Source organism: Streptomyces sp. Je 1-79, from assembly GCF_025195125.1.
Classification (GTDB): domain Bacteria; phylum Actinomycetota; class Actinomycetes; order Streptomycetales; family Streptomycetaceae; genus Streptomyces.
Genome location: NZ_JAMGSL010000014.1, coordinates 180326 through 205312 on the forward strand (window position 1 = coordinate 180326; position 24987 = coordinate 205312).

General features: G+C 70.3%; 21 protein-coding genes. 18 read left to right on the forward strand and 3 right to left on the reverse strand.

Annotation, left to right across the window (positions count from 1 at the left end):
• Positions 1 to 62 precede the first annotated feature (62 nt).
• The 6 genes from ruvB (at position 63) to M5362_RS27100 (ending at position 8055) form a co-directional block, all read left to right on the forward strand.
• A complete protein-coding gene (gene ruvB / locus M5362_RS27075) occupies positions 63 to 1142 on the forward strand; it encodes a Holliday junction branch migration DNA helicase RuvB (RefSeq protein WP_260230388.1) in 1080 nt (359 codons plus the stop codon).
• A 165-nt stretch (positions 1143 to 1307) separates the two neighbouring features.
• A complete protein-coding gene (gene yajC, locus M5362_RS27080) occupies positions 1308 to 1775 on the forward strand; it encodes a preprotein translocase subunit YajC (RefSeq protein ID WP_260230389.1) in 468 nt (155 codons plus the stop codon).
• A gap of 145 nt (positions 1776 to 1920) precedes the next feature.
• Positions 1921 to 3714 (forward strand): protein translocase subunit SecD, encoded by a 1794-nt coding sequence (gene secD / locus M5362_RS27085; protein ID WP_260230390.1) that lies wholly within the window; start codon positions 1921 to 1923, stop codon positions 3712 to 3714.
• Position 3715: 1 nt separating this feature from the next.
• Entirely contained in the window at positions 3716 to 4807 is a 1092-nt protein-coding gene (secF, locus tag M5362_RS27090) for a protein translocase subunit SecF (RefSeq protein ID WP_260230391.1), read from the forward strand.
• Complete coding sequence (locus M5362_RS27095) at positions 4804 to 5355, forward strand: adenine phosphoribosyltransferase (protein WP_260230392.1); 552 nt, start codon at positions 4804 to 4806, stop codon at positions 5353 to 5355. Before secF ends, M5362_RS27095 begins: the two co-directional genes overlap by 4 nt.
• Positions 5356 to 5583: 228 nt before the next feature.
• Positions 5584 to 8055: a bifunctional (p)ppGpp synthetase/guanosine-3',5'-bis(diphosphate) 3'-pyrophosphohydrolase gene (locus M5362_RS27100; protein WP_260230393.1), complete on the forward strand. Its 2472-nt coding sequence runs from the start codon at positions 5584 to 5586 to the stop codon at positions 8053 to 8055.
• 92 nt (positions 8056 to 8147) lie between these two features.
• On the opposite strand, the gene M5362_RS27105 is transcribed toward M5362_RS27100, so the two are convergent.
• Both M5362_RS27105 and M5362_RS27110 read right to left on the reverse strand, forming a co-directional pair.
• Positions 8148 to 9377 carry a DUF349 domain-containing protein gene (locus M5362_RS27105; protein ID WP_260230394.1) on the reverse strand — a complete coding sequence of 410 codons (1230 nt, stop codon included), beginning with the start codon at positions 9375 to 9377 and terminating at the stop codon, positions 8148 to 8150.
• Between the two features lie 188 nt (positions 9378 to 9565).
• Positions 9566 to 10360 carry a peptidylprolyl isomerase gene (locus tag M5362_RS27110; RefSeq protein ID WP_260230395.1) on the reverse strand — a complete coding sequence of 265 codons (795 nt, stop codon included), beginning with the start codon at positions 10358 to 10360 and terminating at the stop codon, positions 9566 to 9568.
• Between the two features lie 152 nt (positions 10361 to 10512).
• On the opposite strand from M5362_RS27110, the gene M5362_RS27115 reads away from it, so the two are divergent.
• The 5 genes from M5362_RS27115 to rpsD all read left to right on the forward strand — a co-directional run bounded on the left by M5362_RS27115 (position 10513) and on the right by rpsD (position 15662).
• Positions 10513 to 11220 (forward strand): MBL fold metallo-hydrolase, encoded by a 708-nt coding sequence (locus M5362_RS27115; protein ID WP_260230396.1) that lies wholly within the window; start codon positions 10513 to 10515, stop codon positions 11218 to 11220.
• Positions 11221 to 11230: 10 nt separating this feature from the next.
• Positions 11231 to 12493 carry a histidine--tRNA ligase gene (hisS, locus tag M5362_RS27120; protein WP_260230397.1) on the forward strand — a complete coding sequence of 421 codons (1263 nt, stop codon included), beginning with the start codon at positions 11231 to 11233 and terminating at the stop codon, positions 12491 to 12493.
• A 173-nt stretch (positions 12494 to 12666) separates the two neighbouring features.
• Positions 12667 to 13278 carry a vitamin K epoxide reductase family protein gene (locus tag M5362_RS27125; protein WP_260230398.1) on the forward strand — a complete coding sequence of 204 codons (612 nt, stop codon included), beginning with the start codon at positions 12667 to 12669 and terminating at the stop codon, positions 13276 to 13278.
• Between the two features lie 63 nt (positions 13279 to 13341).
• On the forward strand, positions 13342 to 14694 hold the full coding sequence (locus M5362_RS27130; RefSeq protein WP_260230416.1) for a replication-associated recombination protein A: 1353 nt from the start codon (positions 13342 to 13344) through the stop codon (positions 14692 to 14694).
• 353 nt (positions 14695 to 15047) lie between these two features.
• On the forward strand, positions 15048 to 15662 hold the full coding sequence (gene rpsD / locus M5362_RS27135) for a 30S ribosomal protein S4 (protein WP_260230400.1): 615 nt from the start codon (positions 15048 to 15050) through the stop codon (positions 15660 to 15662).
• Positions 15663 to 15716: 54 nt separating this feature from the next.
• Here rpsD and M5362_RS27140 read toward each other — a convergent pair whose 3' ends face one another.
• On the reverse strand, positions 15717 to 17870 hold the full coding sequence (locus M5362_RS27140; RefSeq protein WP_308354917.1) for an AAA family ATPase: 2154 nt from the start codon (positions 17868 to 17870) through the stop codon (positions 15717 to 15719).
• Positions 17871 to 18052: 182 nt separating this feature from the next.
• Here M5362_RS27140 and M5362_RS27145 point away from each other — a divergent pair, with 182 nt between their 5' ends.
• From M5362_RS27145 to M5362_RS27175, 7 genes are all read left to right on the forward strand, one after another.
• Positions 18053 to 18481, forward strand: a complete 429-nt coding sequence (locus M5362_RS27145) for a DUF948 domain-containing protein (RefSeq protein WP_260230417.1) — start codon at positions 18053 to 18055, stop codon at positions 18479 to 18481.
• A gap of 6 nt (positions 18482 to 18487) precedes the next feature.
• Entirely contained in the window at positions 18488 to 18838 is a 351-nt protein-coding gene (locus M5362_RS27150; protein ID WP_260230401.1) for a DUF6167 family protein, read from the forward strand.
• Positions 18838 to 21507, forward strand: a complete 2670-nt coding sequence (alaS, locus tag M5362_RS27155; protein WP_260230402.1) for an alanine--tRNA ligase — start codon at positions 18838 to 18840, stop codon at positions 21505 to 21507. The genes M5362_RS27150 and alaS overlap by 1 nt, the downstream gene beginning before the upstream one ends.
• A gap of 2 nt (positions 21508 to 21509) precedes the next feature.
• Positions 21510 to 21974 carry a Holliday junction resolvase RuvX gene (gene ruvX / locus M5362_RS27160; protein ID WP_260230418.1) on the forward strand — a complete coding sequence of 155 codons (465 nt, stop codon included), beginning with the start codon at positions 21510 to 21512 and terminating at the stop codon, positions 21972 to 21974.
• Between the two features lie 100 nt (positions 21975 to 22074).
• The gene (mltG, locus tag M5362_RS27165) at positions 22075 to 23829 is read left to right on the forward strand and encodes an endolytic transglycosylase MltG (RefSeq protein WP_260230403.1); all 1755 of its coding nucleotides are present in this window, start codon (positions 22075 to 22077) and stop codon (positions 23827 to 23829) included.
• 5 nt (positions 23830 to 23834) lie between these two features.
• The gene (locus M5362_RS27170; protein ID WP_260230404.1) at positions 23835 to 24662 is read left to right on the forward strand and encodes a shikimate dehydrogenase; all 828 of its coding nucleotides are present in this window, start codon (positions 23835 to 23837) and stop codon (positions 24660 to 24662) included.
• Positions 24659 to 24835: a hypothetical protein gene (locus M5362_RS27175; RefSeq protein WP_260230405.1), complete on the forward strand. Its 177-nt coding sequence runs from the start codon at positions 24659 to 24661 to the stop codon at positions 24833 to 24835. Before M5362_RS27170 ends, M5362_RS27175 begins: the two co-directional genes overlap by 4 nt.
• Positions 24836 to 24987: the final 152 nt, after the last annotated feature.

Consider the following 24987-nt stretch of genomic DNA (forward strand, 5'->3'; position numbering starts at 1 on the left):
AACAGGCCGGCGCCCGGCCGACCGACCACCGCACCGCACCGCACCGAGAAGGCAGACATTCCGTGAACTGGGACGACGACACCACCGGGGACGACGAGGCGCGCCTCGTCGGCGCCTCCGCCGACGGCGACGACCAGGCCGTCGAGGCGGCGCTGCGTCCCAAGGACCTCAACGAGTTCGTCGGCCAGGAGAAGGTCCGCCAGCAGCTCGACCTGGTCCTCAAGGCCGCCCGCCAGCGCGGGGCCACCGCCGACCACGTCCTGCTCTCCGGCGCCCCGGGACTCGGCAAGACCACCCTCTCGATGATCATCGCGGCCGAGATGAAGGCCCCGATCCGGATCACCTCGGGCCCCGCCATCCAGCACGCCGGCGACCTCGCCGCGATCCTCTCCTCCCTCCAGGAGGGAGAGATCCTCTTCCTCGACGAGATCCACCGCATGTCCCGGCCCGCCGAGGAGATGCTCTACATGGCGATGGAGGACTTCCGCGTCGACGTCATCGTCGGCAAGGGCCCCGGCGCCACCGCCATCCCCCTGGAGCTGCCCCCCTTCACCCTGGTCGGCGCCACCACCCGGGCCGGACTCCTGCCGCCCCCGCTCCGCGACCGCTTCGGCTTCACCGGCCACATGGAGTTCTACGACCCCGCCGAGCTGGAGCGCGTCATCCACCGCTCCGCCGGACTCCTCGACGTCGAGATCGACACCGCCGGAGCCGCCGAGATCGCCGGCCGCTCCCGTGGCACCCCCCGGATCGCCAACCGCCTCCTGCGCCGCGTCCGCGACTACGCCCAGGTCAGGGCCGACGGGGTGATCACCCGCGAGATCGCCGCCGCCGCCCTCGCCGTCTACGAGGTCGACGGCCGCGGCCTCGACCGGCTCGACCGGGCCGTCCTGGAGGCCCTGCTCAAGCTCTTCGGCGGCGGCCCCGTCGGCCTGTCGACCCTCGCGGTGGCGGTGGGGGAGGAGCGGGAGACCGTCGAGGAGGTCGCCGAGCCCTTCCTCGTACGCGAAGGACTCCTGGCGCGTACGCCCCGTGGCCGGGTCGCCACTCCCGCGGCATGGACCCATCTCGGACTCGTTCCTCCGCAGGCCGGGGCCCCGGGCGCGCCAGGAAGCGGACAACAGGGGCTCTTCGGGGCGTGACGGCGCGGAGACTCGTCGGGTGAGGAACCACGGTGCGATGCTGGACGTTGTTCCAATGATGCGGACTCGCCTAGACTCCGCCGATGCCGACCTTTCTGGCCGGCACGCCCACCCCCGAAGATCAGGCCGCGGGTTCTCCGCGTCCGTGCGAAGGAAACCCGTCCCGTGAGTATCGTGACCCTCCTCCCCTTCATCGTCCTCATCGGGGCCATGTTCCTGATGACCCGCTCTGCGAAGAAGAAGCAGCAGGCGGCCGCGCAGATGCGCGACGAGATGCAGCCCGGCACCGGCATCCGCACGATCGGGGGGATGTACGCCACCGTCAAGGAGATCGGCGACGAGACCGTCCTCCTCGAGGTCGCTCCCGGCGTCCACGCCGTCTACGCGAAGAACGCGATCGGCGCCGTTCTCCCGGACGACGAGTACAACCGCATCGTCCACGGTGACGAGCCGGACGCCGAGACCGTCGTCCCGGACGACGCCTCCTCCCTGACCGAGACGGCCGAGCCCGTCGCGGCGGACGAGGTTGTCGAGGACGCCAAGCCCGACCTGACCAAGAAGGCCGAGGCCGTCGAGGCCGACGCCGAGGTCAAGAAGGACGGCAAGGCCGACGGCGGGACCGAGGCGAAGTAGTCGCGACCGGGGACCGCGGGAACGCCCACAGGCGTCCGCGGTCCCCGGCACGGTTCCACGTCTGCGGGGGCAGGTCCCCACACACACTTCGTGGCCGCACCGCGCACACCCGGCGCGGGACGGTTGGACAGGGAGAAACGACAAGGTGGCAGCACCGAAGAAGGGCCGACGGCCGGCGGGGGGCCAGAGCAGGCCGGGGCGTGCCCTGGCTCTGATCCTGATCGCCATGGTCGCGCTCACGGGCGGAATGTTCTGGTCGGGTCACACCACACCGCGGCTGGGCATCGACCTCGCGGGCGGTACGTCGATCACGCTCAAGGCGAAGGCCGAGCCGGGCAAGGAAGAGGCCGTCAACGAGACCAACATGAACACAGCGGTCGGCATCATCGACCGCCGTGTCAATGGTCTGGGTGTCTCCGAGGCCGAAGTCCAGACGCAGGGCCGCGAGAACATCATCGTCAACATCCCCCGCGGTGTGAACGAGAAGCAGGCCCGTGAGCAGGTCGGTACGACCGCTCAGCTGCACTTCCGACCCGTACTCACCTGGGCCCCGAGCGGGCCGACGACCCCGACGCCGTCCGGCAGCGCCACGCCGTCCGCGACGCCGTCGGCCGGCTCCTCCGCGAGCCCGTCGGCCACGTCTTCGACGAAGGCCGGCGAGGGCACGTCGGCTTCTCCCTCCTCAAGTGCGACCACGCAGGGCCGCGCCGTCAGCGACGCCCTGAAGAAGGCGCCCAGCCCGAGCGCCTCCGCCACCTCGCCGGACGCCTCGAAGTCTCCGAGCCCCACGGCGACGACCGCACCTCCGGCCGACGCGGCGACCGCGAAGCTGGAGCAGCAGTTCGCCGCGCTCGACTGCACTCCCAAGGCCGAGAAGTCCGGCGACAAGAAGGTCGTGCCCAACCCGGCCCGTACCGTTCCGGCGGAGCAGCCTACGGTCGCGTGCTCCACCGAGGGCGACGCCAAGTACCTCCTCGGTCCCGCCGAGGTGGACGGCAGGGACGTCGACGACGCTCAGGGCACCTTCGACCAGCAGCGCGGCATGTGGATCGTGAACATGGAGTTCACGGACGCGGGCGCCAAGAAGTTCTCGCAGATCACCAGCAAGCTCTCGCAGCAGCAGGAGCCGCAGAACCAGTTCGCGATCGTCCTGGACGGCGAGGTCGTCTCGGCCCCGTCCGTGCGGACGACGCTGAGCGCCAACGCGGAGATCTCCGGCAGCTTCAACCAGCAGTCCGCCCAGGACCTCGGCAACATCCTGTCCTACGGCGCCCTGCCGCTCTCCTTCGACACCCAGAGCGTCGACACCGTCACCGCCGCCCTCGGCGGCGAGCAGCTGGAGGCCGGTCTGATCGCCGGCGCCATCGGTCTCGCCCTGGTCGTGCTGTACCTGGTGGTCTACTACCGCGGACTGTCCCTGATCGCGCTGCTCAGCCTCGGGGTCTCGGCCCTCCTCACGTACGTGATCATGTCCTTGCTCGGCCCGGCCATCGGCTTCGCGCTGAACCTGCCGGCCGTCTGTGGCGCCATCGTCGCCATCGGTATCACCGCGGACTCGTTCATCGTCTACTTCGAACGCATCCGCGACGAGGTCCGCGAGGGCCGCACCCTGCGCCCGGCCGTCGAGCGTGCCTGGCCGCGTGCCCGCCGTACGATCCTCGTCTCCGACTTCGTGTCGTTCCTCGCCGCCGCGGTGCTCTTCGTCGTCACCGTCGGCAAGGTCCAGGGCTTCGCGTTCACCCTCGGCCTGACCACCCTGCTCGACGTGGTCGTGGTGTTCCTCTTCACCAAGCCGCTGATGACGCTCCTCGCGCGCACCAAGTTCTACGGCGAGGGTCACCCCTGGTCCGGACTGGACCCGAAGCGCCTCGGCGCCAAGCCGCCGCTGCGCCGCTCCCGCCGTCTCTCCGCCCCCGTCGATCACCCGAAGGAGGCGTGAGATGGCGAAGAAGCGCGACAGTCTCGGCGCCCGGCTCAACCGCGGTGAGGTCGCCTACGACTTCATCGGGAACCGCAAACTCTGGTACAGCCTGTCCATCCTGATCACCATCACGGCGATCGTGGCGCTGGCCGTCCGCGGCCTGAACATGGGCATCGAGTTCCAGGGCGGTGCCGTTTTCACCACCCCGAAGTCCGAGGTCTCGGTCTCCCAGGCCCGGGAGTACGCGGAAGAGGCCTCCGGCCACGACGCGCTGGTCCAGGAGCTCGGCAGCGGCGCTCTGCGCATCCAGGTCGGCGGCCTCGACACCGCGAAGTCCGACCAGGTCCGCTCCGAGCTCGCCAAGGACCTCGGCATCGCCGAGGACAAGATCGCGGCGGAGCTGGTCGGCCCCAGCTGGGGTGAGCAGATCGCCAACAAGGCATGGACCGGTCTCGCGGTCTTCATGATCCTCGTGGTGATCTATCTGGCCATCGCCTTCGAGTGGAGAATGGCGGTCGCGGCGCTCATCGCCCTGATCCACGACCTGACCATCACCGTCGGCATCTATTCGCTCGTCGGCTTCGAGGTCACGGTCGGTACGGTCATCGGTCTGCTGACGATCCTCGGCTATTCGCTCTACGACACGGTCGTGGTCTTCGACTCCCTCAAGGAGGGAACGAAGGACATCACCAAGCAGACCCGCTACACCTACAGCGATCTGGCCAACCGGTCGATCAACGGCACCCTGATCCGTTCGATCAACACCACCGTCGTGGCCCTGCTGCCGGTCGCCGGCCTGCTCTTCATCGGTGGCGGCGTCCTCGGCGCCGGCATGCTGAACGACATCTCGCTGTCGCTCTTCGTCGGCCTCGCCGCCGGTGCGTACTCCTCGATCTTCATCGCCACCCCGCTCGTCGCCGACCTCAAGGAGCGCGAGCCGGCGATGAAGGCGCTCAAGAAGCGGGTGCTCGCCAAGCGGGCGTCCGCGGCCGACAAGGGCGAGCCGCTCGACGGGCCGGACGAGGACGCGGACGGCTTCCTCGACGAGGTGGAGACCACCGTCGTCGGCCAGCGCGGCCGTCGCGGCCGGCCGTCGGAGAACCACGGATGACCGCCGGGCTCCAGGACACCACCGCCCTGCTCCTCAGCCGGATCCGGGACGTCCCCGACTACCCGAAGCCGGGCGTGCTGTTCAAGGACATCACCCCGCTGCTCGCGGACCCGGAGGCGTTCACCGCTCTGACCGACAGCCTCGCCGCGCTGTGCGCCCTGCACGGTGCGACGAAGATCGTCGGCCTGGAGGCGCGCGGCTTCATCCTCGCCGCCCCGGTCGCCGTCCGCGCGGGCCTGGGCTTCGTCCCGGTCCGCAAGGCCGGAAAGCTGCCCGGAGCGACGCTGAAGCAGGCGTACGAGCTGGAGTACGGCACCGCGGAGATCGAGGTGCACGCCGAGGACCTGGCCGCGGGCGACCGGGTCATGGTCATCGACGACGTCCTCGCCACCGGCGGCACCGCCGAGGCCTCCATCGAGCTCATCCGGCGGGCCGGGGCCGAGGTCGCGGGCGTCGCGGTCCTCATGGAGCTCGGCTTCCTGCCGGGGCGCGCCCGTCTGGAGCCCGCCCTGCGCGGCGCTCCGCTGGAGGCGCTGATCACGGTCTGACACCGCACGCGCGTGAGGTGAGGGGCGCCCCGGGGAATCCCCGGGGCGCCCCGTCCGTTCTCCCGGTATGTCCCGGAACGGGACTCTGCGCGCGCGTGGTGCCCGTCTCATCGCTCGCACGCGTGAGCACGGGGCCTTCGGGGTCGATACGATGGCCTTTCCGGGCCTGACCGGGGGACCCGGTACCTCCCCCAGACTCCGTCCCGGGGAACCCCCAGAGGAGCGCTCTTGCCAGACGAGGCCCAGCCACTCTCCGCCGCGCAGCCCGACCCGCAGGCCGAAAAGGCCGCGGCGGAGCCCGCGACGCCCCAGAACAAGCCCGCGGAGAGCAAGCACACGCCCGTGGCGCCCGCCCCGGCGCCGGCCTCCACGCCCAAGCCCGCGCCCACCCCCGTGTCCCGCTCCGGCGGCTCGTCCAACCGGGTGCGCGCCCGCCTCGCCCGGCTCGGCGTCCAGCGCTCCTCCCCGTACAACCCGGTCCTCGAACCGCTCCTGCGGATCGTCCGCTCCAACGACCCGAAGATCGAGACGGCGACGCTCCGCCAGGTCGAGCGGGCCTACCAGGTCGCCGAGCGCTGGCACCGCGGCCAGAAGCGCAAGAGCGGCGACCCGTACATCACCCACCCGCTCGCCGTCACCACCATCCTCGCCGAGCTGGGCATGGACCCGGCCACGCTGATGGCCGGTCTGCTGCACGACACCGTCGAGGACACCGAGTACGGGCTCGACACGCTGCGCCGCGACTTCGGCGACCAGGTCGCCCTCCTCGTCGACGGCGTCACCAAGCTGGACAAGGTCAAGTTCGGCGAGGCGGCCCAGGCCGAGACCGTCCGCAAGATGGTCGTCGCCATGGCCAAGGACCCGCGCGTCCTGGTCATCAAGCTCGCCGACCGGCTGCACAACATGCGCACCATGCGCTACCTCAAGCGGGAGAAGCAGGAGAAGAAGGCCCGCGAGACCCTCGAGATCTACGCGCCCCTGGCCCACCGGCTGGGCATGAACACCATCAAGTGGGAGCTGGAGGACCTCGCCTTCGCGATCCTCTACCCCAAGATGTACGACGAGATCGTCCGCCTCGTCGCCGAGCGCGCCCCCAAGCGCGACGAGTACCTCGCCATAGTGACCGACGAGGTCCAGACCGACCTGCGCGCCGCCCGCATCAAGGCCACCGTGACCGGCCGGCCCAAGCACTACTACAGCGTCTACCAGAAGATGATCGTCCGCGGCCGTGACTTCGCGGAGATCTACGACCTGGTCGGCATCCGCGTCCTCGTGGACACCGTCCGCGACTGCTACGCGGCCCTCGGCACCGTTCACGCGCGATGGAACCCGGTCCCCGGCCGGTTCAAGGACTACATCGCGATGCCCAAGTTCAACATGTACCAGTCCCTGCACACGACGGTCATCGGCCCCAACGGCAAGCCCGTCGAGCTCCAGATCCGCACCTTCGACATGCACCGCCGGGCCGAGTACGGCATCGCCGCGCACTGGAAGTACAAGCAGGAGGCCGTCGCCGGCGCCTCCAAGGTGCGCACCGACGTGCCGAAGAGCGTCGGCAAGGACGACCACCTCAACGACATGGCGTGGCTGCGCCAGCTGCTCGACTGGCAGAAGGAGACCGAGGACCCGGGCGAGTTCCTGGAGTCCCTCCGCTTCGACCTGTCGCGCAACGAGGTCTTCGTCTTCACCCCCAAGGGCGACGTCATAGCGCTGCCCGCCGGGGCCACCCCCGTCGACTTCTCCTACGCCGTCCACACCGAGGTCGGCCACCGCACCATAGGGGCCCGGGTCAACGGGCGGCTCGTCCCGCTCGAATCGACCCTCGACAACGGCGACCTGGTCGAGGTCTTCACCTCCAAGGCCGCCGGCGCCGGACCGTCCCGCGACTGGCTGGGCTTCGTCAAGTCCCCCCGCGCGCGCAACAAGATCCGCGCCTGGTTCTCCAAGGAGCGCCGCGACGAGGCGATCGAGCAGGGCAAGGACGCCATCGCGCGGGCCATGCGCAAGCAGAACCTGCCGATCCAGCGGATCCTGACCGGCGACTCGCTCGTCACGCTCGCCCACGAGATGCGCTACAGCGACATCTCCTCGCTGTACGCGGCGATCGGCGAGGGCCACGTCACCGCCCAGTCCATCGTCCAGAAGCTCGTCCAGGCGCTCGGCGGCGAGGAGGCGGCCAACGAGGACATCGCCGAGACCGCGCCGCCCACCCGCGGGCGTTCCAAGCGCCGCTCCAGCGCCGACCCCGGTGTCGTCGTCAAGGGCGTCGAGGACGTCTGGGTCAAGCTGGCCCGCTGCTGTACGCCCGTACCCGGCGACCCGATCATCGGCTTCGTCACCCGCGGCAGCGGCGTCTCGGTCCACCGCAGCGACTGCGTCAACGTCGACTCGCTCTCCCGCGAGCCGGAGCGCATCCTCGAGGTCGAGTGGGCGCCCACCCAGTCCTCGGTCTTCCTGGTCGCCATCCAGGTCGAGGCCCTCGACCGGTCCCGGCTGCTCTCGGACGTCACCCGCGTCCTGTCGGACCAGCACGTCAACATCCTGTCGGCGGCCGTCCAGACCTCCCGCGACCGGGTGGCCACCTCGCGCTTCACCTTCGAGATGGGCGACCCGAAGCACCTGGGCCATGTCCTGAAGGCCGTCCGCGGCGTGGAGGGTGTCTACGACGTCTACCGCGTCACCTCGGCGCGGCGCCCGTAGCAACGGCTCATGAGGCGCCCGTGACAGCGGCGCAAGACAAGGGCCCCGGTACCTGCGCCAGGTACCGGGGCCCTTCTCGTACGTACGCGGGATCAGCCGCCGAACTCCTCCAGGCCCTTCAGAGCCTGGTCGAGGAGCGCCTGACGGCCCTCCAGCTCACGCGCCAGCTTGTCGGCCTTGGCGTCGTTGCCCGCCGCGCGGGCAGCATCGATCTGCTTCTGGAGCTTGTCGACCGCGTCCTGCAGCTGACCCGTCAGGCCCGCGGCACGCGCGCGTGCCTCCGGGTTCGTCCGGCGCCACTCCGACTCCTCGGCCTCCTGGAGCGCCCGCTCCACCGCGTGCATCCGGCCCTCGACCTTGGGCCGGGCGTCGCGCGGTACGTGGCCGATGGCCTCCCAGCGCTCGTTCAGGGAGCGGAAGGCCGCACGCGCCGCCTTCAGCTCGCCGATCGGCACCAGCTTCTCGGCCTCGGTCGCGAGCTCCTCCTTCAGCTTGAGGTTCTCGGTCTGCTCCGCGTCCCGCTCGGCGAACACCTCGCCGCGCGCCGCGAAGAAGACGTCCTGGGCGCCGCGGAAGCGGTTCCACAGATCGTCCTCGTGCTCGCGCTGGGCACGGCCGACGGCCTTCCACTCCGCCATCAGCTCGCGGTAGCGGGCGGCCGTGCCACCCCAGTCCGTGGAGTTCGACAGCGACTCGGCCTCGGCGACCAGCTTCTCCTTGGCCTTGCGGGCCTCCTCGCGCTGCGCGTCCAGCGAGGCGAAGTGCGCCTTGCGGCGCTTGGAGAACGCCGAGCGGGCGTGCGAGAAGCGGTGCCACAGCTCGTCGTCGGACTTCCGGTCGAGCCGCGGAAGGCCCTTCCAGGTGTCCACGAGCGCGCGCAGCCGCTCGCCGGCGGCCCGCCACTGCTCGCTCTGCGCCAGCTCCTCGGCCTCCTTGACCAGCGCCTCCTTGGCGCCGCGCGCCTCGTCGGCCTGCTTGGCCTTCTGGGCCTTGCGCTCCTCGCGGCGCGACTCCACCGTCTGGACCAGCTTGTCGAGACGAGCGGTCAGCGCGGCGAGGTCACCCACGGCGTGATGCTCGTCGACCTGCTGCCGGATGTGGTCGATCGCGACAGTGGCGTCCTTCGCCGAGAGGTCGGTGGTCTTCACCCTCTTCTCGAGGAGGCCGATCTCGACAACCAGGCCCTCGTACTTGCGCTCGAAGTAGGCCAGCGCCTCCTCGGGAGTGCCGGCCTGCCACGATCCGACGACCTTCTCGCCCTCGGCAGTACGCACGTACACGGTGCCCGTCTCGTCGACGCGGCCCCACGGGTCGCTGCTCACAGCGCCTCCTCCACATGATGCCGACGAGGGGGTTGTGCCCCCTGGGCATCGTCCACAGGTTCCCGGCGGGCCTCGGCCCGCCCTCAACAACGCGGATACAGGACCGCGCTGCACAACGCCAATCTAGGCGACCGGCCGCCCGGCTGTCCGCTCTCCGCGCGACCGAAATTCAACGGTCACGCGGTGTGTCACTTCTTGCCGACCGTGGCCTTCTCGATCGTCACGGCCGTCTTGGGCGCGCCGTCCTTGGCACCGCCCTCGACCCCGCCCTTCGCGACCTCCTCGACGACCTTCAGACCGGCCGCGTCGATCTTCCCGAAGGGGGTGAACTGCGGAGGAAGCTTCGTGTCCTTGTAGACGAGGAAGAACTGGCTGCCGCCGGTGTTCGGCTGCATCGTGTTGGCCATCGCGACCGTACCGGCCGGGAAGGTCACCGAACCGTCCGCACCGGCCTTGCCCAGCGCGTCCAGGTTCTCGTCCGGGATCGTGTAGCCCGGGCCACCGGTGCCGTCGCCCTTCGGGTCACCGCACTGGAGGACGAAGATGCCCTCGGTGGTGAGCCGGTGGCACTTCGTACCGTCGAAGTACTTCTTGTCCGCCAGGTGCTTGAACGAGTTCACCGTGTGGGGGGTCTTCGCCGCCTCCATGGCGATCGAGATGTCACCCTCGTTCGTCTTCAGGGACATCGTGTACGCGGCCTTCTTGTCGATGGCCATCGCCGGCTCCGGCGCCTTCGGCTCGCTCGACGTGGGCGCCGGGGTCGGGGAGTCGCTCGGCGCCGCGCTGTCCGCGTCCTTGGAGCCGCTGTCGGTCAGCGAGACCGAGGCGTACACCGCTCCACCCGCGGCCAGTACGACGGCGAGCGCCGCGGCGATCACGGTGTTGCGCCGCCTGGCCTTCTGCTGCGCCTCCTGCCGTCGCTGCTGCTGCCGCACGTACTTCTCCCTGGCGAGCTGCCGCCGCCGCTGATCGCTGCTGACCACCGGGTCTGCTCCTTGTCGCTCGTACGTTCCTGTCCTGGCCGGGTGTGCCCGTACCGTATACGGGTTGGCTGTGGAATACGCAGCGCCAGTAAGCTCTGATCTGCCACTTCCGCTCCGCCGCACCCCGTGCCGGACGACATTTAAGGACGATCGTGCTGATTGCCGGGTTCCCCGCCGGGGCCTGGGGGACCAACTGCTATCTGGTCGCCCCCGCCGCAGGCGAGGAGTGCGTCATCATCGACCCGGGCCACCAGGCCGCCCAGGGAGTCGAGGAGACGCTTCGCAAGCATCGGCTCAAGCCCGTCGCCGTGGTCCTCACCCATGGACACATCGACCACGTCGCCTCCGTCGTCCCGGTCTGCGGCGCCCATGACGTACCCGCGTGGATCCACCCCGCCGACCGGTACATGATGAGCGACCCGGAGAAGGCCCTCGGCCGCTCCATCGGGATGCCGCTCATGGGCGAACTGACCGTGGGCGAGCCGGACGACGTGCACGAGCTCACCGACGGCGCGAAGCTGGACCTCGCCGGGCTGGAGTTCTCCGTCGCCCATGCGCCCGGTCATACCAAGGGGTCGGTGACCTTCCAGATGCCGCAGACCACGGAGATCCCCTCCGTGTTCTTCTCGGGCGATCTGCTCTTCGCCGGCTCCATCGGACGCACCGACCTGCCCGGCGGTGACATGGACGAGATGCTCGAGTCGCTGGCCCGCGTGTGCCTGCCGCTCGACAACTCGACCGTGGTGCTGTCGGGACACGGTCCCCAGACGACCATCGGCCAGGAGCGCGCCACCAACCCGTACCTACGGGACGTGGCCGCCGGCCTCGGGAGCACGAAGGCTCCCCGACGAGGAATGTGACGAGTACTCCGTGAGCACCTTCAAGGCCCCCAAGGGCACGTACGACCTGATCCCGCCGTACTCCGCGAAGTACCTGGCGGTGCGTGACGCCATCTCCGGACCGCTGCGCAAGTCCGGTTACGGCTACGTCGAGACGCCCGGCTTCGAGGACGTCAACCTCTTCGCGCGCGGTGTCGGCGAATCCACCGACATCGTCACCAAGGAGATGTACACCCTCACGACCAAGGGCGGCTCCGAGCTGGCGCTGCGGCCCGAGGGCACCGCCTCCGTGCTGCGCGCGGCCCTGGAGGCCAGCCTGCACAAGCAGGGCAACCTGCCGGTCAAGCTCTGGTACTCCGGCTCGTACTACCGCTACGAGCGCCCGCAGAAGGGCCGTTACCGCCACTTCTCGCAGGTGGGTGCCGAGGCGATCGGCGCCGAGGACCCGGCGCTCGACGCCGAGCTGATCATCCTGGCCGACGACGCGTACCGCTCGCTGGGCCTGCGGAACTTCCGCATCCTGCTGAACTCGCTCGGCGACAAGGAGTGCCGTCCCGTCTACCGGGAGGCGCTGCAGACCTTCCTGCGCGGGCTCGACCTCGACGAGGAGACGCTCCGCCGGGCCGAGATCAACCCGCTGCGCGTCCTCGACGACAAGCGCGAGTCGGTGCAGAAGCAGCTGGTCGGCGCGCCGCTGCTGCGCGACTACCTGTGCGACGCGTGCAAGGCCTACCACGAGGAGGTGCGCGCGCTGATCACCGCGGCGGGCGTGGTCTTCGAGGACGACGCCAAGCTGGTCCGCGGCCTCGACTACTACACGCGGACGACCTTCGAGTTCGTCCACGACGGTCTGGGCTCGCAGTCCGCGGTCGGCGGCGGCGGTCGCTACGACGGTCTCTCCGAGATGATCGGCGGCCCTGCGCTTCCCTCGGTCGGCTGGGCGCTCGGTGTGGACCGCACGGTGCTGGCCCTTGAGGCCGAGGGCATCGAGCTGGACATCCCGGCGGCCACCAGCGTCTTCGCCGTCGCGCTCGGAGACGATGCGCGCCGGCTGCTGTTCGCCAAGGTGACCGAGCTCCGCAAGGCGGGCGTCGCGGCGGACTTCGCCTTCGGCGGCAAGGGCCTCAAGGGCGCGATGAAGGACGCCAACCGCTCGGGCGCCCGGTACGCGATCGTCGCGGGCGAGCGCGACCTGGCCGACGGCGTCGTGCAGCTCAAGGACATGGAGTCCGGCGAGCAGACGCCGGTGGCCCTGGACGCGCTGGTCGACACCGTCCGGGCGAAGCTGGCCTGATCCGAGACGTCACGACGACCGGGGCCCGGACCGCTGCGCGCGGCCCGGGCCCCGGTCGTCCTTATGTCCACCGAACGGTGGACAGGCACCCCTGTGCGGCACAATGACCGTGCCCAGAAGGCCCATGCCCAGCAGGACCGTGGCCACAAGCCGGCGAGTGATGGATCGGGGATATGACAGACGCAGCGGTTGACGAGTCGGCGCGCGGCACGATCGGCGCGAGCCGTGCCTTCGCCTGGCTGCTGGTGATCACCGGAGCCGCGGGGCTGCTCGCCGCCTGGGTGATCACGATCGACAAGTTCAAGCTCCTCGAGGACCCGAACTTCACCCCGGGCTGCAGCCTCAACCCGATCGTCTCCTGCGGCAACATCATGAAGAGCGACCAGGCCTCGGTCTTCGGCTTCCCGAACCCGATGCTCGGCCTCGTCACGTACGCGATGGTGATCGCGATCGGCGTCGGCCTCCTCGCGGGCGCCCGGTACCGCCGCTGGTACTGGCTCGGTCTGAACGCGGGCACGCTGTTCGGCGTCGGGTTCTGCACCTGGCTCATGCAGCAGTCGCTCTACGAGATCAACTCGCTCTGCCTCTGGTGCTGCCTGGCCTGGGTCGCCACCATCGTCATGTTCTGGTACGTGACCTCGCACAACGTCCGCAACGGCGTGATCCCGGCACCCCGGGGCCTGCGGACCTTCTTCGAGGAGTTCACCTGGGTCCTGCCCGTCCTGCACATCGGGATCATCGGCATGCTGATCCTCACCCGCTGGTGGGACTTCTGGACCGGCTGACGGGTCAGGGGGCCGGGCGGCCGCGGGCCGCGCTGTCAGTGCTCTGACTTAGGCTTCATGACTGTGGAGCCCGACCTCTTTACCGCAGCCGCCGAAGAACGCCAGGAGAAGGACCCGTCCAGCAGCCCCCTGGCCGTACGGATGCGTCCGCGCACCCTGGACGAGGTCCTGGGCCAGCGGCACCTGCTCAAGCGGGGCTCGCCGCTGCGGCGGCTCGTCGGCGAGGGTGGCGGCGGACCCGCGGGCGCCTCGTCCGTGATCCTCTGGGGACCGCCCGGCATCGGCAAGACGACCCTGGCGTACGTGGTCTCCAAGGCGACCAACAAGCGCTTCGTGGAGCTCTCCGCCATCACCGCGGGAGTCAAGGAGGTCCGGGCCGTCATCGAGGGGGCCCGGCGGGCGGCCGGCGGCTTCGGCAAGGAGACCGTCCTCTTCCTGGACGAGATCCACCGCTTCTCCAAGGCCCAGCAGGACTCGCTCCTCCCGGCCGTGGAGAACCGCTGGGTGACGCTGATCGCGGCGACGACCGAGAACCCGTACTTCTCGATCATCTCGCCGCTGCTCTCCCGCTCCCTGCTGCTCACGCTCGAACCGCTCACCGACGACGATCTGCGCGATCTGCTGAAGCGGGCCCTCACCGAGGAACGGGGTCTCGGCGGGGCGGTCACGCTGCCCGAGGACGCCGAGGCGCATCTGCTGCGGATCGCCGGCGGCGACGCGCGGCGGGCGCTCACCGCCCTGGAGGCCGCGGCGGGCTCGGCCCTCGCCAAGGGCGAGCCGGAGATCTCGCTCCAGACGGTCGAGGAGACCGTCGACCGGGCCGCGGTGACGTACGACCGGGACGGTGACCAGCACTACGACGTGGCCAGCGCCCTCATCAAGTCGATCCGCGGTTCGGACGTGGACGCGGCGCTGCACTATCTGGCCCGGATGATCGAGGCGGGGGAGGACCCCCGGTTCATCGCCCGGCGTCTGATGATCTCGGCCAGCGAGGACATCGGCCTGGCCGACCCGACGGCCCTGCCGACGGCCGTCGCGGCCGCGCAGGCCGTCGCCATGATCGGTTTCCCCGAGGCGGCGCTGACGCTGAGCCACGCCACGATCGCCCTGGCCCTGGCCCCCAAGTCGAACGCGGCGACCACCGCGATCTTCGCGGCCCAGGCGGATGTGCGGAACGGACTCGCGGGCCCGGTCCCGCCGCATCTGCGCGACGGCCACTACAAGGGCGCGGCCAAGCTCGGCCACGCCCAGGGGTACGTCTACCCGCACGACGTCCCGGGCGGCATCGCGGCCCAGCAGTACGCCCCGGACGAGGTCCACGGCAAGCGCTACTACGAACCGACCCGCTACGGCGCCGAGGCGCGGTACGCGGACGTGGTGGAGAAGGTACGGGAGCGGCTGCGCGGCGACGGCTGACGGCGGGACCCGGGCCCGTGCACGGGCACCCGGACGACCCGGTACACTCGTGCGGAGTGCTGCGTCCCGTGTCCGGCTTCGGCCGGCGCCACCAGAACGGGACAGGCAGTCGGAGCCCCGCCCCAGGCGGGATCTCCAGGAGTGTCGCGCACCTTCGAAGGTGTCGCGGGCAACCCATCACCTCCCCGGACCCCGGGACCAGGCGATGGGCCGTTCGCGTGCTGCACGTATGTGCCCAGACCAGGGAGCGGCTGCCCGACAGGTCTTCACGACCGTACGGGTTTCCCCGGCTGCGGATGCGACCTCCTCTAACCCTGGTGAAGCCGTATTCGTACAGATAGAGAGGTTGGTTCATGCCGAACCAGTCCCGTCCCAAGGTCAAGAAGTCGCGTGCCCTCGGCATCGCGCTGACCCCCAAGGCCGTCAAGTACTTCGAGGCCCGCCCCTACCCGCCGGGCGAGCACGGCCGTGGCCGCAAGCAGAACTCGGACTACAAGGTCCGTCTGCTCGAGAAGCAGCGTCTGCGTGCGCAGTACGACATCAGCGAGCGCCAGATGGCGCGCGCCTACGACCGCGCCAAGAAGGCCGAGGGCAAGACGGGCGAGGCGCTGGTCGTCGAGCTCGAGCGTCGCCTCGACGCCCTGGTCCTGCGTTCGGGCATCGCCCGCACCATCTACCAGGCCCGCCAGATGGTCGTGCACGGTCACATCCAGGTCAACGGTGGCAAGGTCGACAAGCCGTCGTTCCGTGTCCGCCCGGACGACGTCGTCATGGTCCGCGAGCGCTCCCGCGAGAAGCCCCTGTTCCAGGTGGCCCGTGAGGGTGGCTTCGCCCCCGACGGTGAGACCCCGCGCTACCTGCAGGTCAACCTGAAGGCCCTGGCCTTCCGTCTCGACCGCGACCCGAACCGCAAGGAAATCCCGGTCATCTGCGACGAGCAGCTGGTCGTCGAGTACTACGCCCGCTGATCCAGTTCGGCGCAGTACCACCCCCGCGGTGTACAGCCCGCCGCTTCCCCGCCCTCACAGGTGGGGGAGCCGGCGGGCTTCCGCGTTCTCCCGGCCCGCCGTACGGAACGGACGGGGCGCCCGCGGGCCGACGCCCCGCACGGCCGGATTCCGACGCACGCTGAGGGCCCGGTCCACCGCCGCGTCCAGCGAGAGCCCCTGCCCCTCCCGCACCGACGCCCCGTAACGCTCCGCGCCCAGCACCTCGCCGGCCTCACGCGCACAGAGCGCCCGTGCCCCGTTGAAGTGCCCCGAGCCGAAGAGCTGCAGGCCCACCGAGTCCCACACCGGCAGCGCCGCACCCTGGAGCACGGCGGCCTCCGAGGGGTCGCCCTCGCTCGCCGTCACCAGCGCCAGCAGCTCGATCGCCAGCACCAGACCCACCAGATCGTGGAACGTGTGGTTGATCGTGACGCACTCCGTGAGCAGCGCCCTCGCCTCGCGGTGATCGCCCCCGGCCCACGCCGCGTACGCCAGCACATAGAGCGCGTACGCCCTGGTCCACCGCTCGCCGCGCTCCTCGCAGATCTCCCGTACCTCCGCGCACAGGGTGACCGCGCCCTCCAGATCGCCCTGGAACACCCGGGCCAGCGCCAGCTCCACCTGGCCCATCAGCACATTGCTGTTCAGCTCGCCGACCTCCCGGTACGTCACCAGGGCCCGGCCGATCAGCTCCTCCGCCCGCGGCATGTCGTCCGAGAGCAGCGCCAGACAGCCCATCCGATGCGTCGCGTACGCCTCCGCCAGAGGATTGCCGGCGGAGCGGGCCCGCTCCCCGCACTCGTGCAGCGCCGCCACCGCCGCCGTGCCGTCGCCCTGCAGGATCGCCACGTAGCCGAGCACCCACAGCGCCTTCAGCCGGGCCTCCTCGTGCTCCGAGCCGAGCGCGAGCGCCCGGTCCAGCCAGTGCCGGCCCTCGGACAGACGCCCGCACCCCACCCAGGCGAACCAGAGCGTCCCCGCGAGATGCTGCGCCAGATGTGCCTCGTCCGGCTGCTCCAGACAGAGTTCGAGCGCCGCCCGCAGATTGGGCAGCGCCGCGTCCAGGGAGGCCGCGACCTCGGCCTGGCGCGGGCTGAACCACTCCAGCTCGCACCACGTGGCCAGACCCATGTACCAGTCGCGGTGCCGACGGCGCATGCGCTCGGTGTCCCCGAGCGCCGCCAGCCACTCCGCGCCGTAGGCGGAGACCGTATCCAATATCCGGTATCTCGGACCCGCGGACGTGTCCTCCCGTACGACCAGCGACTGCGCGAGCAGACCGCCGAGCACGTCCATCACCCGCTCCGGCGGAAGCTCCCGGCCGGCGCAGACGTACTCCACCGCCTCCAGGTCGAACGGCCCGGCGAAGACCGAGAGACGGGCCCACAGCAGCCGCTCCTCCGGCGTGCACAGCTCATGGCTCCAGCCGATCGCCGTACGGAGCGTCTGATGCCGGGGGAGCGCGCCCCGCGCCCCGTCCGTGAGCAGCCGGAACCGGTCGCCGAGCCGGTGCAGCATCTGCTCCACGGTCAGGAGCGGCATCCGGGCGGCCGCCAGCTCCAGCGCCAGCGGGATCCCGTCCAGCCGCCCGCACAGCTCGCGCACGGCGGCCCCGTCGGAGGGCGGACCGCCTGCGTCGAAGGCCCGGGAGGCGTGGGTGTCGCCCGCGGCCCCCGCCCGCTCCCGGAAGAGGGTCTCCGCGTCGTCCTCGCCCATCGGCGCCAGCGTGAGGACGGCCTCCCCGGCGACGCGCAGCGGGCGGCGGCCCACCGCCAGCACCGTGAGGCCGGGAGCGTGTGCGAGGAGCCTACGCACCAGCGGGGCGCACTCCTCGACGAGGTGCTCGAAACCGTCCACCACCAGCAGGAGCCGGCGCTCGGCGAGATGGTCGGTCAGCGTCTCGCTCGGGGTGCGCAGAGTGTGGTCGGTCAGCCCCAGCGCCTCGACCAGGGCGAGCGCCACGAGATCCGGTTCGCGCAGCACCGAGAGATCGGCGAGCCACACTCCGTCGACGTAGCGTTTCTGCGCCGCCGCGGCGACCCGCAGAGCGAGCCGGGACTTGCCGACGCCCCCCACTCCGACGACCGTGACCAGGCGCGATGTCCCCAGGAGTCGGGCCAGTTCGTCCTGCTCGTCGGCCCGTCCGACGAAGACGTTCAGCTCAGCCGGGAGATTGCTGCTTCGCATGGGACACGGAGCGTACTCACCCACACGCTCTCCGTACAATCCGAACGGGAGGATTCCCCTCCAGGGAGCCGCGGTGGGACGTCTCGTCGGGTCCTAATCGGGTACGGGGAAAGACCCCGGGCGCGATAGGGTCGGAGGACGACTTTTCGTAAGTGCCCAACGACAGCAGAGAGCGGTGCGGAGTGACCGGTGGAGAGGTTGCCGGGATTCTGGTGGCCGTGTTCTGGGCGATTCTCGTCTCCTTCCTCGCCGTGGTGCTGGTGAGGCTGGCGCAGACGCTCAAGGCGACCACCAAACTGGTGGCGGACGTGACCGAACAGGCCGTACCGCTGCTCAGCGACGCCTCGGCCACCGTGCGGTCGGCGCAGACCCAGCTCGACCGGGTCGACGCCATCGCCTCGGACGTCCAGGAGGTCACTTCCAACGCCTCGGCGCTCTCCACCACGGTCGCCTCCACCTTCGGCGGCCCGCTCGTCAAGGTCGCGGCCTTCGGCTACGGAGTGCGCAAGGCCCTCGGCCGCGGCCGGGACGAGGCAGCGCCCGCGCCCGCCCGCCGCACCGTCGTCGGTCGCACCGTGCCGTCCGCTCGGCGCAGGAAGCAGAAGGGCTGAGCCGCGATGTTCCGCCGTACGTTCTGGTTCACCGCAGGCGCAGCAGCCGGCGTGTGGGCCACCACCAAGGTCAACCGGAAGCTCAAGCAGCTGACCCCGGAGAGCCTCGCCGCGCAGGCGGCGAACAAGGCCGTCGAGACCGGCCACCGGCTCAAGGACTTCGCCCTCGACGTCAGGGCGGGCATGGTCCAGCGCGAAGCCGAACTCGGCGAGGTCCTCGGCCTGGAGGCCCCCGTGGACGCACCGGCCGAGCGCGAGCTTCCCGGGCCGCGCCGCAGGGCATCGCTCGATGCCACCCCGAACACCACCACGCATTCGTACCGAACGATTTCGTACAACCGGAATGAGGACCACTGATGGAGTCGGCTGAAATCCGCCGCCGCTGGCTGAGCTTCTTCGAGGAGCGCGGGCACACCGTCGTGCCTTCGGCGTCGCTCATCGCGGACGACCCGACTCTGCTTCTGGTCCCCGCCGGCATGGTTCCCTTCAAGCCGTACTTCCTCGGCGAGGTCAAGCCGCCGTTCTCGCGCGCCTCCAGCGTGCAGAAGTGCGTGCGTACGCCGGACATCGAAGAGGTCGGCAAGACCACCCGCCACGGCACGTTCTTCCAGATGTGCGGCAACTTCTCCTTCGGCGACTACTTCAAGGAAGGCGCCATCAAGCTCGCCTGGGAGCTGCTGACCACCTCGGTGGAGCACGGCGGCTACGGGCTCGAGCCGGAGAAGCTCTGGATCACCGTCTACCAGGAGGACGACGAGGCCGAGCAGATCTGGCGCGACGTCGTCGGTGTCCCGGCCGAGCGCATCCAGCGCCTGGGCAAGAAGGACAACTACTGGTCGATGGGCGTCCCCGGCCCCTGCGGCCCGTGCTCCGAGATCAACTACGACCGCGGCCCCGAGTTCGGTGTCGAGGGCGGCCCGGCCGTCAACGACGAGCGGTACGTGGAGATCTGGAACCTGGTCTTCATGCAGTACGAGCGGGGCGAGGGCACCTCGAAGGAGGACTTCGAGATCCTCGGCGACCTGCCGTCGAAGAACATCGACACCGGTCTCGGCCTCGAGCGCCTCGCGATGATCCTGCAGGGCGTACAGAACATGTACGAGACCGACACCCTCCAGGTCGTCATCGACAAGGCCACCGAGCTCACCGGCGTCGCCTACGGCAAGGCCAAGGACAGCGACGTCTCGCTGCGCGTGGTCGCCGACCACATGCGTACGTCCGTGATGCTCATCGGCGACGGTGTCACCCCGGGCAACGAGGGCCGCGGCTACGTGCTGCGCCGCATCATGCGCCGCGCCATCCGCAACATGCGCCTGCTCGGCGCCACGGGCGTGGTCGTCCAGGACCTCGTCGACGTGGTCATCGACACGATGGGCGAGCAGTACCCGGAGCTGGTCACCGACCGCAAGCGGATCGAGACCGTCGCCCTCGCCGAGGAGGCCCGCTTCCTCAAGACGCTCAACGCCGGCTCCAACGTCCTCGACGGCGCCGTCACCGAGACCAAGGCCTCCGGCAGCACCGTCCTGCCCGGAGACAAGGCGTTCCTGCTCCACGACACCTGGGGCTTCCCGATCGACCTCACCCTGGAGATCGCCGCCGAGCAGGGGCTCTCCGTGGACGAGGCCGGCTTCCGCCGCCTGATGCAGGAGCAGCGGGACAAGGCCAAGGCCGACGCCAAGGCCAAGAAGACCGGCCACGCCGACGTCGCCGCCTACCGCGAGATCGCGGACGGCAACGGCGCCACGGAGTTCACCGGCTACACCAACACCGAGGGCGAGTCCACCGTCGTCGGTCTGCTGGTCAACGGCGTCCCGTCGCCGGCCGCCTCCGAGGGCGACGAGGTCGAGGTCGTCCTCGACCGCACCCCCTTCTACGCCGAGGGCGGCGGCCAGCTCGCCGACCAGGGCCGCATCAAGCTGCACAGCGGCGCCGTCATCGAGGTCCGCGACGTCCAGCAGCCGGTTCCCGGCGTCTCCGTGCACAAGGGCGCCGTCCAGGTCGGCGAGGTGACGGTCGGCTCCACCGCCTACGCCTCCATCGACATCCGCCGCCGCCGGGCCATCGCCCGCGCCCACTCCGCCACGCACCTGACGCACCAGGCCCTGCGTGACGCCCTCGGCCCGACGGCCGCCCAGGCCGGTTCGGAGAACTCGCCCGGTCGCTTCCGCTTCGACTTCGGTTCGCCGAACGCGGTGCCCGGGACGGTCCTCATGGACGTCGAGCAGAAGATCAACGAGGTCCTCGGCCGCGAACTCGACGTCCACGCCGAGGTCATGCCGATCGACGAGGCCAAGCGACAGGGCGCCATCGCCGAGTTCGGCGAGAAGTACGGCGAGAAGGTGCGCGTCGTCACCATCGGCGACTTCTCCAAGGAGCTGTGCGGCGGTACGCACGTCAAGAACACCTCCGCGCTGGGCCTGGTCAAGCTGCTCGGCGAGTCGTCGATCGGCAGTGGCGTGCGCCGTGTCGAGGCCCTGGTCGGTGTCGACGCGTACAACTTCCTCGCCCGCGAGCACACGGTCGTCGCCCAGCTCCAGGAGCTGGTCAAGGGCCGCCCCGAGGAGCTGCCGGAGAAGATCTCCTCCATGCTCGGCAAGCTGAAGGACGCCGAGAAGGAGATCGAGAAGTTCCGCGCCGAGAAGGTGCTGCAGGCCGCCGCCGGTCTGGTCGAGGGCGCCAAGGACATCCGCGGCGTCGCGCTCGTCACCGGCCAGGTCCCCGACGGCACCTCCGCCGACGACCTGCGCAAGCTGGTTCTCGACGTCCGCGGCCGCATCTCCTCGGACCGCCCGGCCGTCGTCGCCCTGTTCGCCACGGCCAACGGCCGCCCGCTGACGGTCATCGCCACCAACGAGGCCGCCCGCGAGCGCGGTCTCAAGGCCGGTGAGCTCGTCCGTACGGCCGCCAAGACCCTCGGCGGCGGCGGTGGCGGCAAGCCGGACGTCGCCCAGGGCGGCGGCCAGAACCCCGAGGCCGTCGGCGATGCCATCGACGCCGTCGAGCGCCTCGTGGTGGAGACGGCGTGACGATGCGCCGCGGTCGTCGTCTCGCGATCGACGTCGGGGACGCCCGGATCGGGGTCGCCTCGTGCGACCCCGACGGGGTCCTCGCCACGCCGGTGGAGACCGTGCCGGGACGTGACGTCCCGGCCGCCCACCGGCGGCTGAGGCAGATCGTCGAGGAGTACGAACCCATCGAGGTCGTGGTCGGCCTCCCGCGCTCCCTCTCCGGGGGCGAGGGCCCGGCCGCGGTCAAGGTCCGGCGCTTCGCGGGAGAGCTGGCCAAGGGCGTCGCTCCTGTGCCGGTCAGGCTGGTCGACGAGCGGATGACGACCGTGACGGCCACCCAGGGCCTGCGGGCCTCGGGGGTGAAGTCGAAGAAGGGGCGCTCCGTCATCGACCAGGCCGCCGCTGTGATCATCCTTCAAAACGCTCTTGAGTCCGAACGGGTATCAGGTAATCCTCCCGGCGAGGGCGTCGAAGTGGTCATCTGATCGCGATACGGTAACGTTCCGCGCGATGCGGCGTGTTCGAACAGCTGCCGCACTACGTAGAGGCGGACCGTCCGGAAGCCTCGCGGCTGTTTGGGGATCGATGACTGAGTATGGCCGGGGCCCCGGCTCCGAACCGTGGCATCCCGAGGACCCGTTGTACGGGGACCAGGGATGGGGAGGCCAGCAGCAGTACCCGCAGCAGGCGCAGTACGGCCAGGACCAGTACGGCCAGGGGCAGTACCCCCAGGACCCGTACCCCCAGGGCTCGTACGCCCAGGACCAGTACGGGCAGGGCGGGCAGCAGGGGTACGACCCGCAGTACCAGCAGCCGCACCAGCAGCCGCATCCGCAGCAGGGTCAGCAGCCTCAGCAGTACAGCGATCCCCAGTACGGAAATCAGACGTACGGCGGCCAGCAGGGCTACTCCGGGCAGGGCTACGACACGCCCGGGTACCCCGCACAGCAGTACGACACGGGCTGGGAGACGGGCCAGGCGGCCATGCCGTACGGCGCGACTCCCGCCGACCCGTACGGCGGCCAGAACCCCGACCTCTACGGGACCCCCGAGGCGTACCCGCCGCCGCAGCCCCCGGGCCGGCGGCAGGGTCCGCCGGAGCCGGTGATCGACTGGGAGGCGGAGCCCGAGGAAGAGGAGCGGCATCCCTTCTTCACCGGCGAGGACGGCGCCGATGACGACGGCCACGACGACCACGACGACGAGCGGTCCGGCGACGGCTCGTCGCGGGGCGGTCGGGACCGGCGGGGCGGCAAGGGCCAGAAGAACAAGAAGGGCAAGAACGGCGTCGCGTGCCTGGTCGTCGCCCTCGTCCTGGTGGGCGGAGTCGGCGGCATCGGCTACTTCGGCTACCAGTTCTGGCAGGGCCAGTTCGGCGCCGCACCCGACTACGCGGGTGAGGGCAGCGGCGAGGTCCAGGTCGAGATTCCCAAGTCCGCCGGCGGCTACGAGATCGGCAACATCCTCAAGAAGGCCGGTGTCGTCAAGAGCGTCGACGCCTTCGTGTCGGCGCAGGGGAAGAACCCCAAGGGCCTGTCGATCCAGGCCGGCGTCTACACGCTGAAGAAGGAGATGTCGGCGGAGAGCGCCGTCACCCTGATGCTCAGCCCGGCGAGCCAGGCGAACTTCGTCATCCCCGAAGGCAAGCGGAACGTCTGGGTCTACGAGCAGATCGACAAGAAGCTCGACCTCAAGGCGGGCACGACGCAGGGCATCGCGAAGGCGAAGGCGAAGGACCTCGGTCTCCCGGACTGGGCGACCAACCACGCCGACCTCAAGGACCCGCTCGAAGGGTTCCTCTTCCCGGCGAGCTATCCCGTGGCCAAGGGCAACAAGCCGGAGGACGTGCTGCGCAAGATGGTCGCCCGCTCCAACGAGGAGTACGCGAAGTACGACCTGGAGGCCAAGGCGAAGCAGCTCGGCGTCGAGAGCCCGTGGCAGCTCATCACCATCGCGAGCCTCGTCCAGGCCGAGGGCACGTCGCACGACGACTTCCGCAAGATGGCCGAGGTCGTCTACAACCGGCTCAAGCCAAGCAACCCGCAGACCTTCGGCAAGCTCGAGTTCGACTCCACGTACAACTACATCAAGAACCAGAGCAAGATCGACCTCACCCTCGAGGAGCTGCGGAAGTACGACAACCTCTACAACACGTACTTCTACAAGGGCCTGCCGCCCGGCCCGATCGGCAACCCGGGCAACGAGGCTCTGCAGGGCGTGGTGAACCCGACGAGCGACGGCTGGTACTACTTCATCTCGCTCGACGGCAAGACGTCCAAGTTCACCAAGACGAACGCCGATCACCAGAAGCTCGTCAACGAGTTCAACAAGTCGAGGTAGAACTGATGCCGTCCACGCGGCGCGCGGCCGTCCTTGGCTCGCCGATCGCACACTCGCTCTCCCCGGTCCTGCACCGGGCGGCCTACGCCGCGCTCGGCCTCGACACCTGGTCGTACGACCGGTTCGAGGTCGACGAGGCCGGGCTCCCCGGCTTCGTCGCCGGGATGGACGACTCCTGGGCGGGTCTTTCGCTGACCATGCCGCTGAAGCGGGCGATCATCCCGCTGCTCGACGAGATCAGCGACACGGCCGCCTCGGTGGAGGCCGTGAACACGGTCGTCCTCACCGAGGACGGCCGTCGTCTCGGGGACAACACGGACATTCCGGGCCTGGTCGCGGCCCTGCGCGAGCGGGGAGTCGAGAAGGTCGACTCCGCGGCGGTCCTCGGCGCCGGTGCCACCGCCTCCTCCGCGCTCGCCGCGCTGGCGCGGATCTGCGCCGGTCCGGTCACCGCGTACGTACGGAGCGAGGCGCGGGCCGACGAGATGCGCGGCTGGGGCGAGCGCCTCGGCGTGGACGTGCGTACCGCCGCATGGACGGACGCGAAGCGGGCGTTCTCCGCCCCGCTCGTCATCGCCACCACCCCGGCCGGCACCACCGACGCACTCGCGGCGGAGGTCCCGGACGCCCCAGGCACCCTCTTCGACGTGCTCTACCACCCGTGGCCGACACCGCTCGCCGCGGCGTGGTCGGAGCGCGGCGGCGCGGTCCTCGGCGGTCTCGACCTCCTCGTCCACCAGGCCGTTCTCCAGGTCGAGCAGATGACGGGCGTCGACCGGGCTCCGCTGGCCGCGATGCGCGACGCCGGCGAGCGCGCCCTGGCAGCCACGTGACCGGAACGGAGACGCTCGCCGCGGACTGGGTGAGCTCGCTCTTCAAGCTGCTCGTGAACCTGCTGCCCGAGTGGGCGCAGGACACGGTCGTCGCCCTCCTGCTGACGTTCCTCGCCGTGGAGGGCGGGCGCCGGCTGTGGCGCGCCGTCCGTGCCCGCCGCTCCGCGACCTGAACCCGCGGACCCACGCGATCTGACGTTCTTCGCGTCCGATAGCTGGACCGACGGCCGGGTTCCACCCCCGGACGTGGGAGGATCGGGTGTGGCGGGCCAGGGCCGCGCACCCGGTCGCGCCGCAGCAGTTCCAGGCGCGAGCATGAGGAGCA

Bases quoted from the DNA above. Each gene is read 5' to 3' on its own strand.
- rpsD (WP_260230400.1), top strand. From the start codon at position 15,048: ATGCCGAACCAGTCCCGTCCCAAGGTCAAGAAGTCGCGTGCCCTCGGC.
- M5362_RS27095 (WP_260230392.1), top strand. From the start codon at position 4,804: ATGACCGCCGGGCTCCAGGACACCACCGCCCTGCTCCTCAGCCGGATC.
- M5362_RS27150 (WP_260230401.1), top strand. From the start codon at position 18,488: ATGTTCCGCCGTACGTTCTGGTTCACCGCAGGCGCAGCAGCCGGCGTG.
- mltG (WP_260230403.1), top strand. From the start codon at position 22,075: ATGACTGAGTATGGCCGGGGCCCCGGCTCCGAACCGTGGCATCCCGAG.
- alaS (WP_260230402.1), top strand. From the start codon at position 18,838: ATGGAGTCGGCTGAAATCCGCCGCCGCTGGCTGAGCTTCTTCGAGGAG.
- M5362_RS27140 (WP_308354917.1), bottom strand. From the start codon at position 17,870: ATGCGAAGCAGCAATCTCCCGGCTGAGCTGAACGTCTTCGTCGGACGG.
- M5362_RS27170 (WP_260230404.1), top strand. From the start codon at position 23,835: ATGCCGTCCACGCGGCGCGCGGCCGTCCTTGGCTCGCCGATCGCACAC.
- M5362_RS27125 (WP_260230398.1), top strand. From the start codon at position 12,667: ATGACAGACGCAGCGGTTGACGAGTCGGCGCGCGGCACGATCGGCGCG.
- secF (WP_260230391.1), top strand. From the start codon at position 3,716: ATGGCGAAGAAGCGCGACAGTCTCGGCGCCCGGCTCAACCGCGGTGAG.
- ruvX (WP_260230418.1), top strand. From the start codon at position 21,510: ATGCGCCGCGGTCGTCGTCTCGCGATCGACGTCGGGGACGCCCGGATC.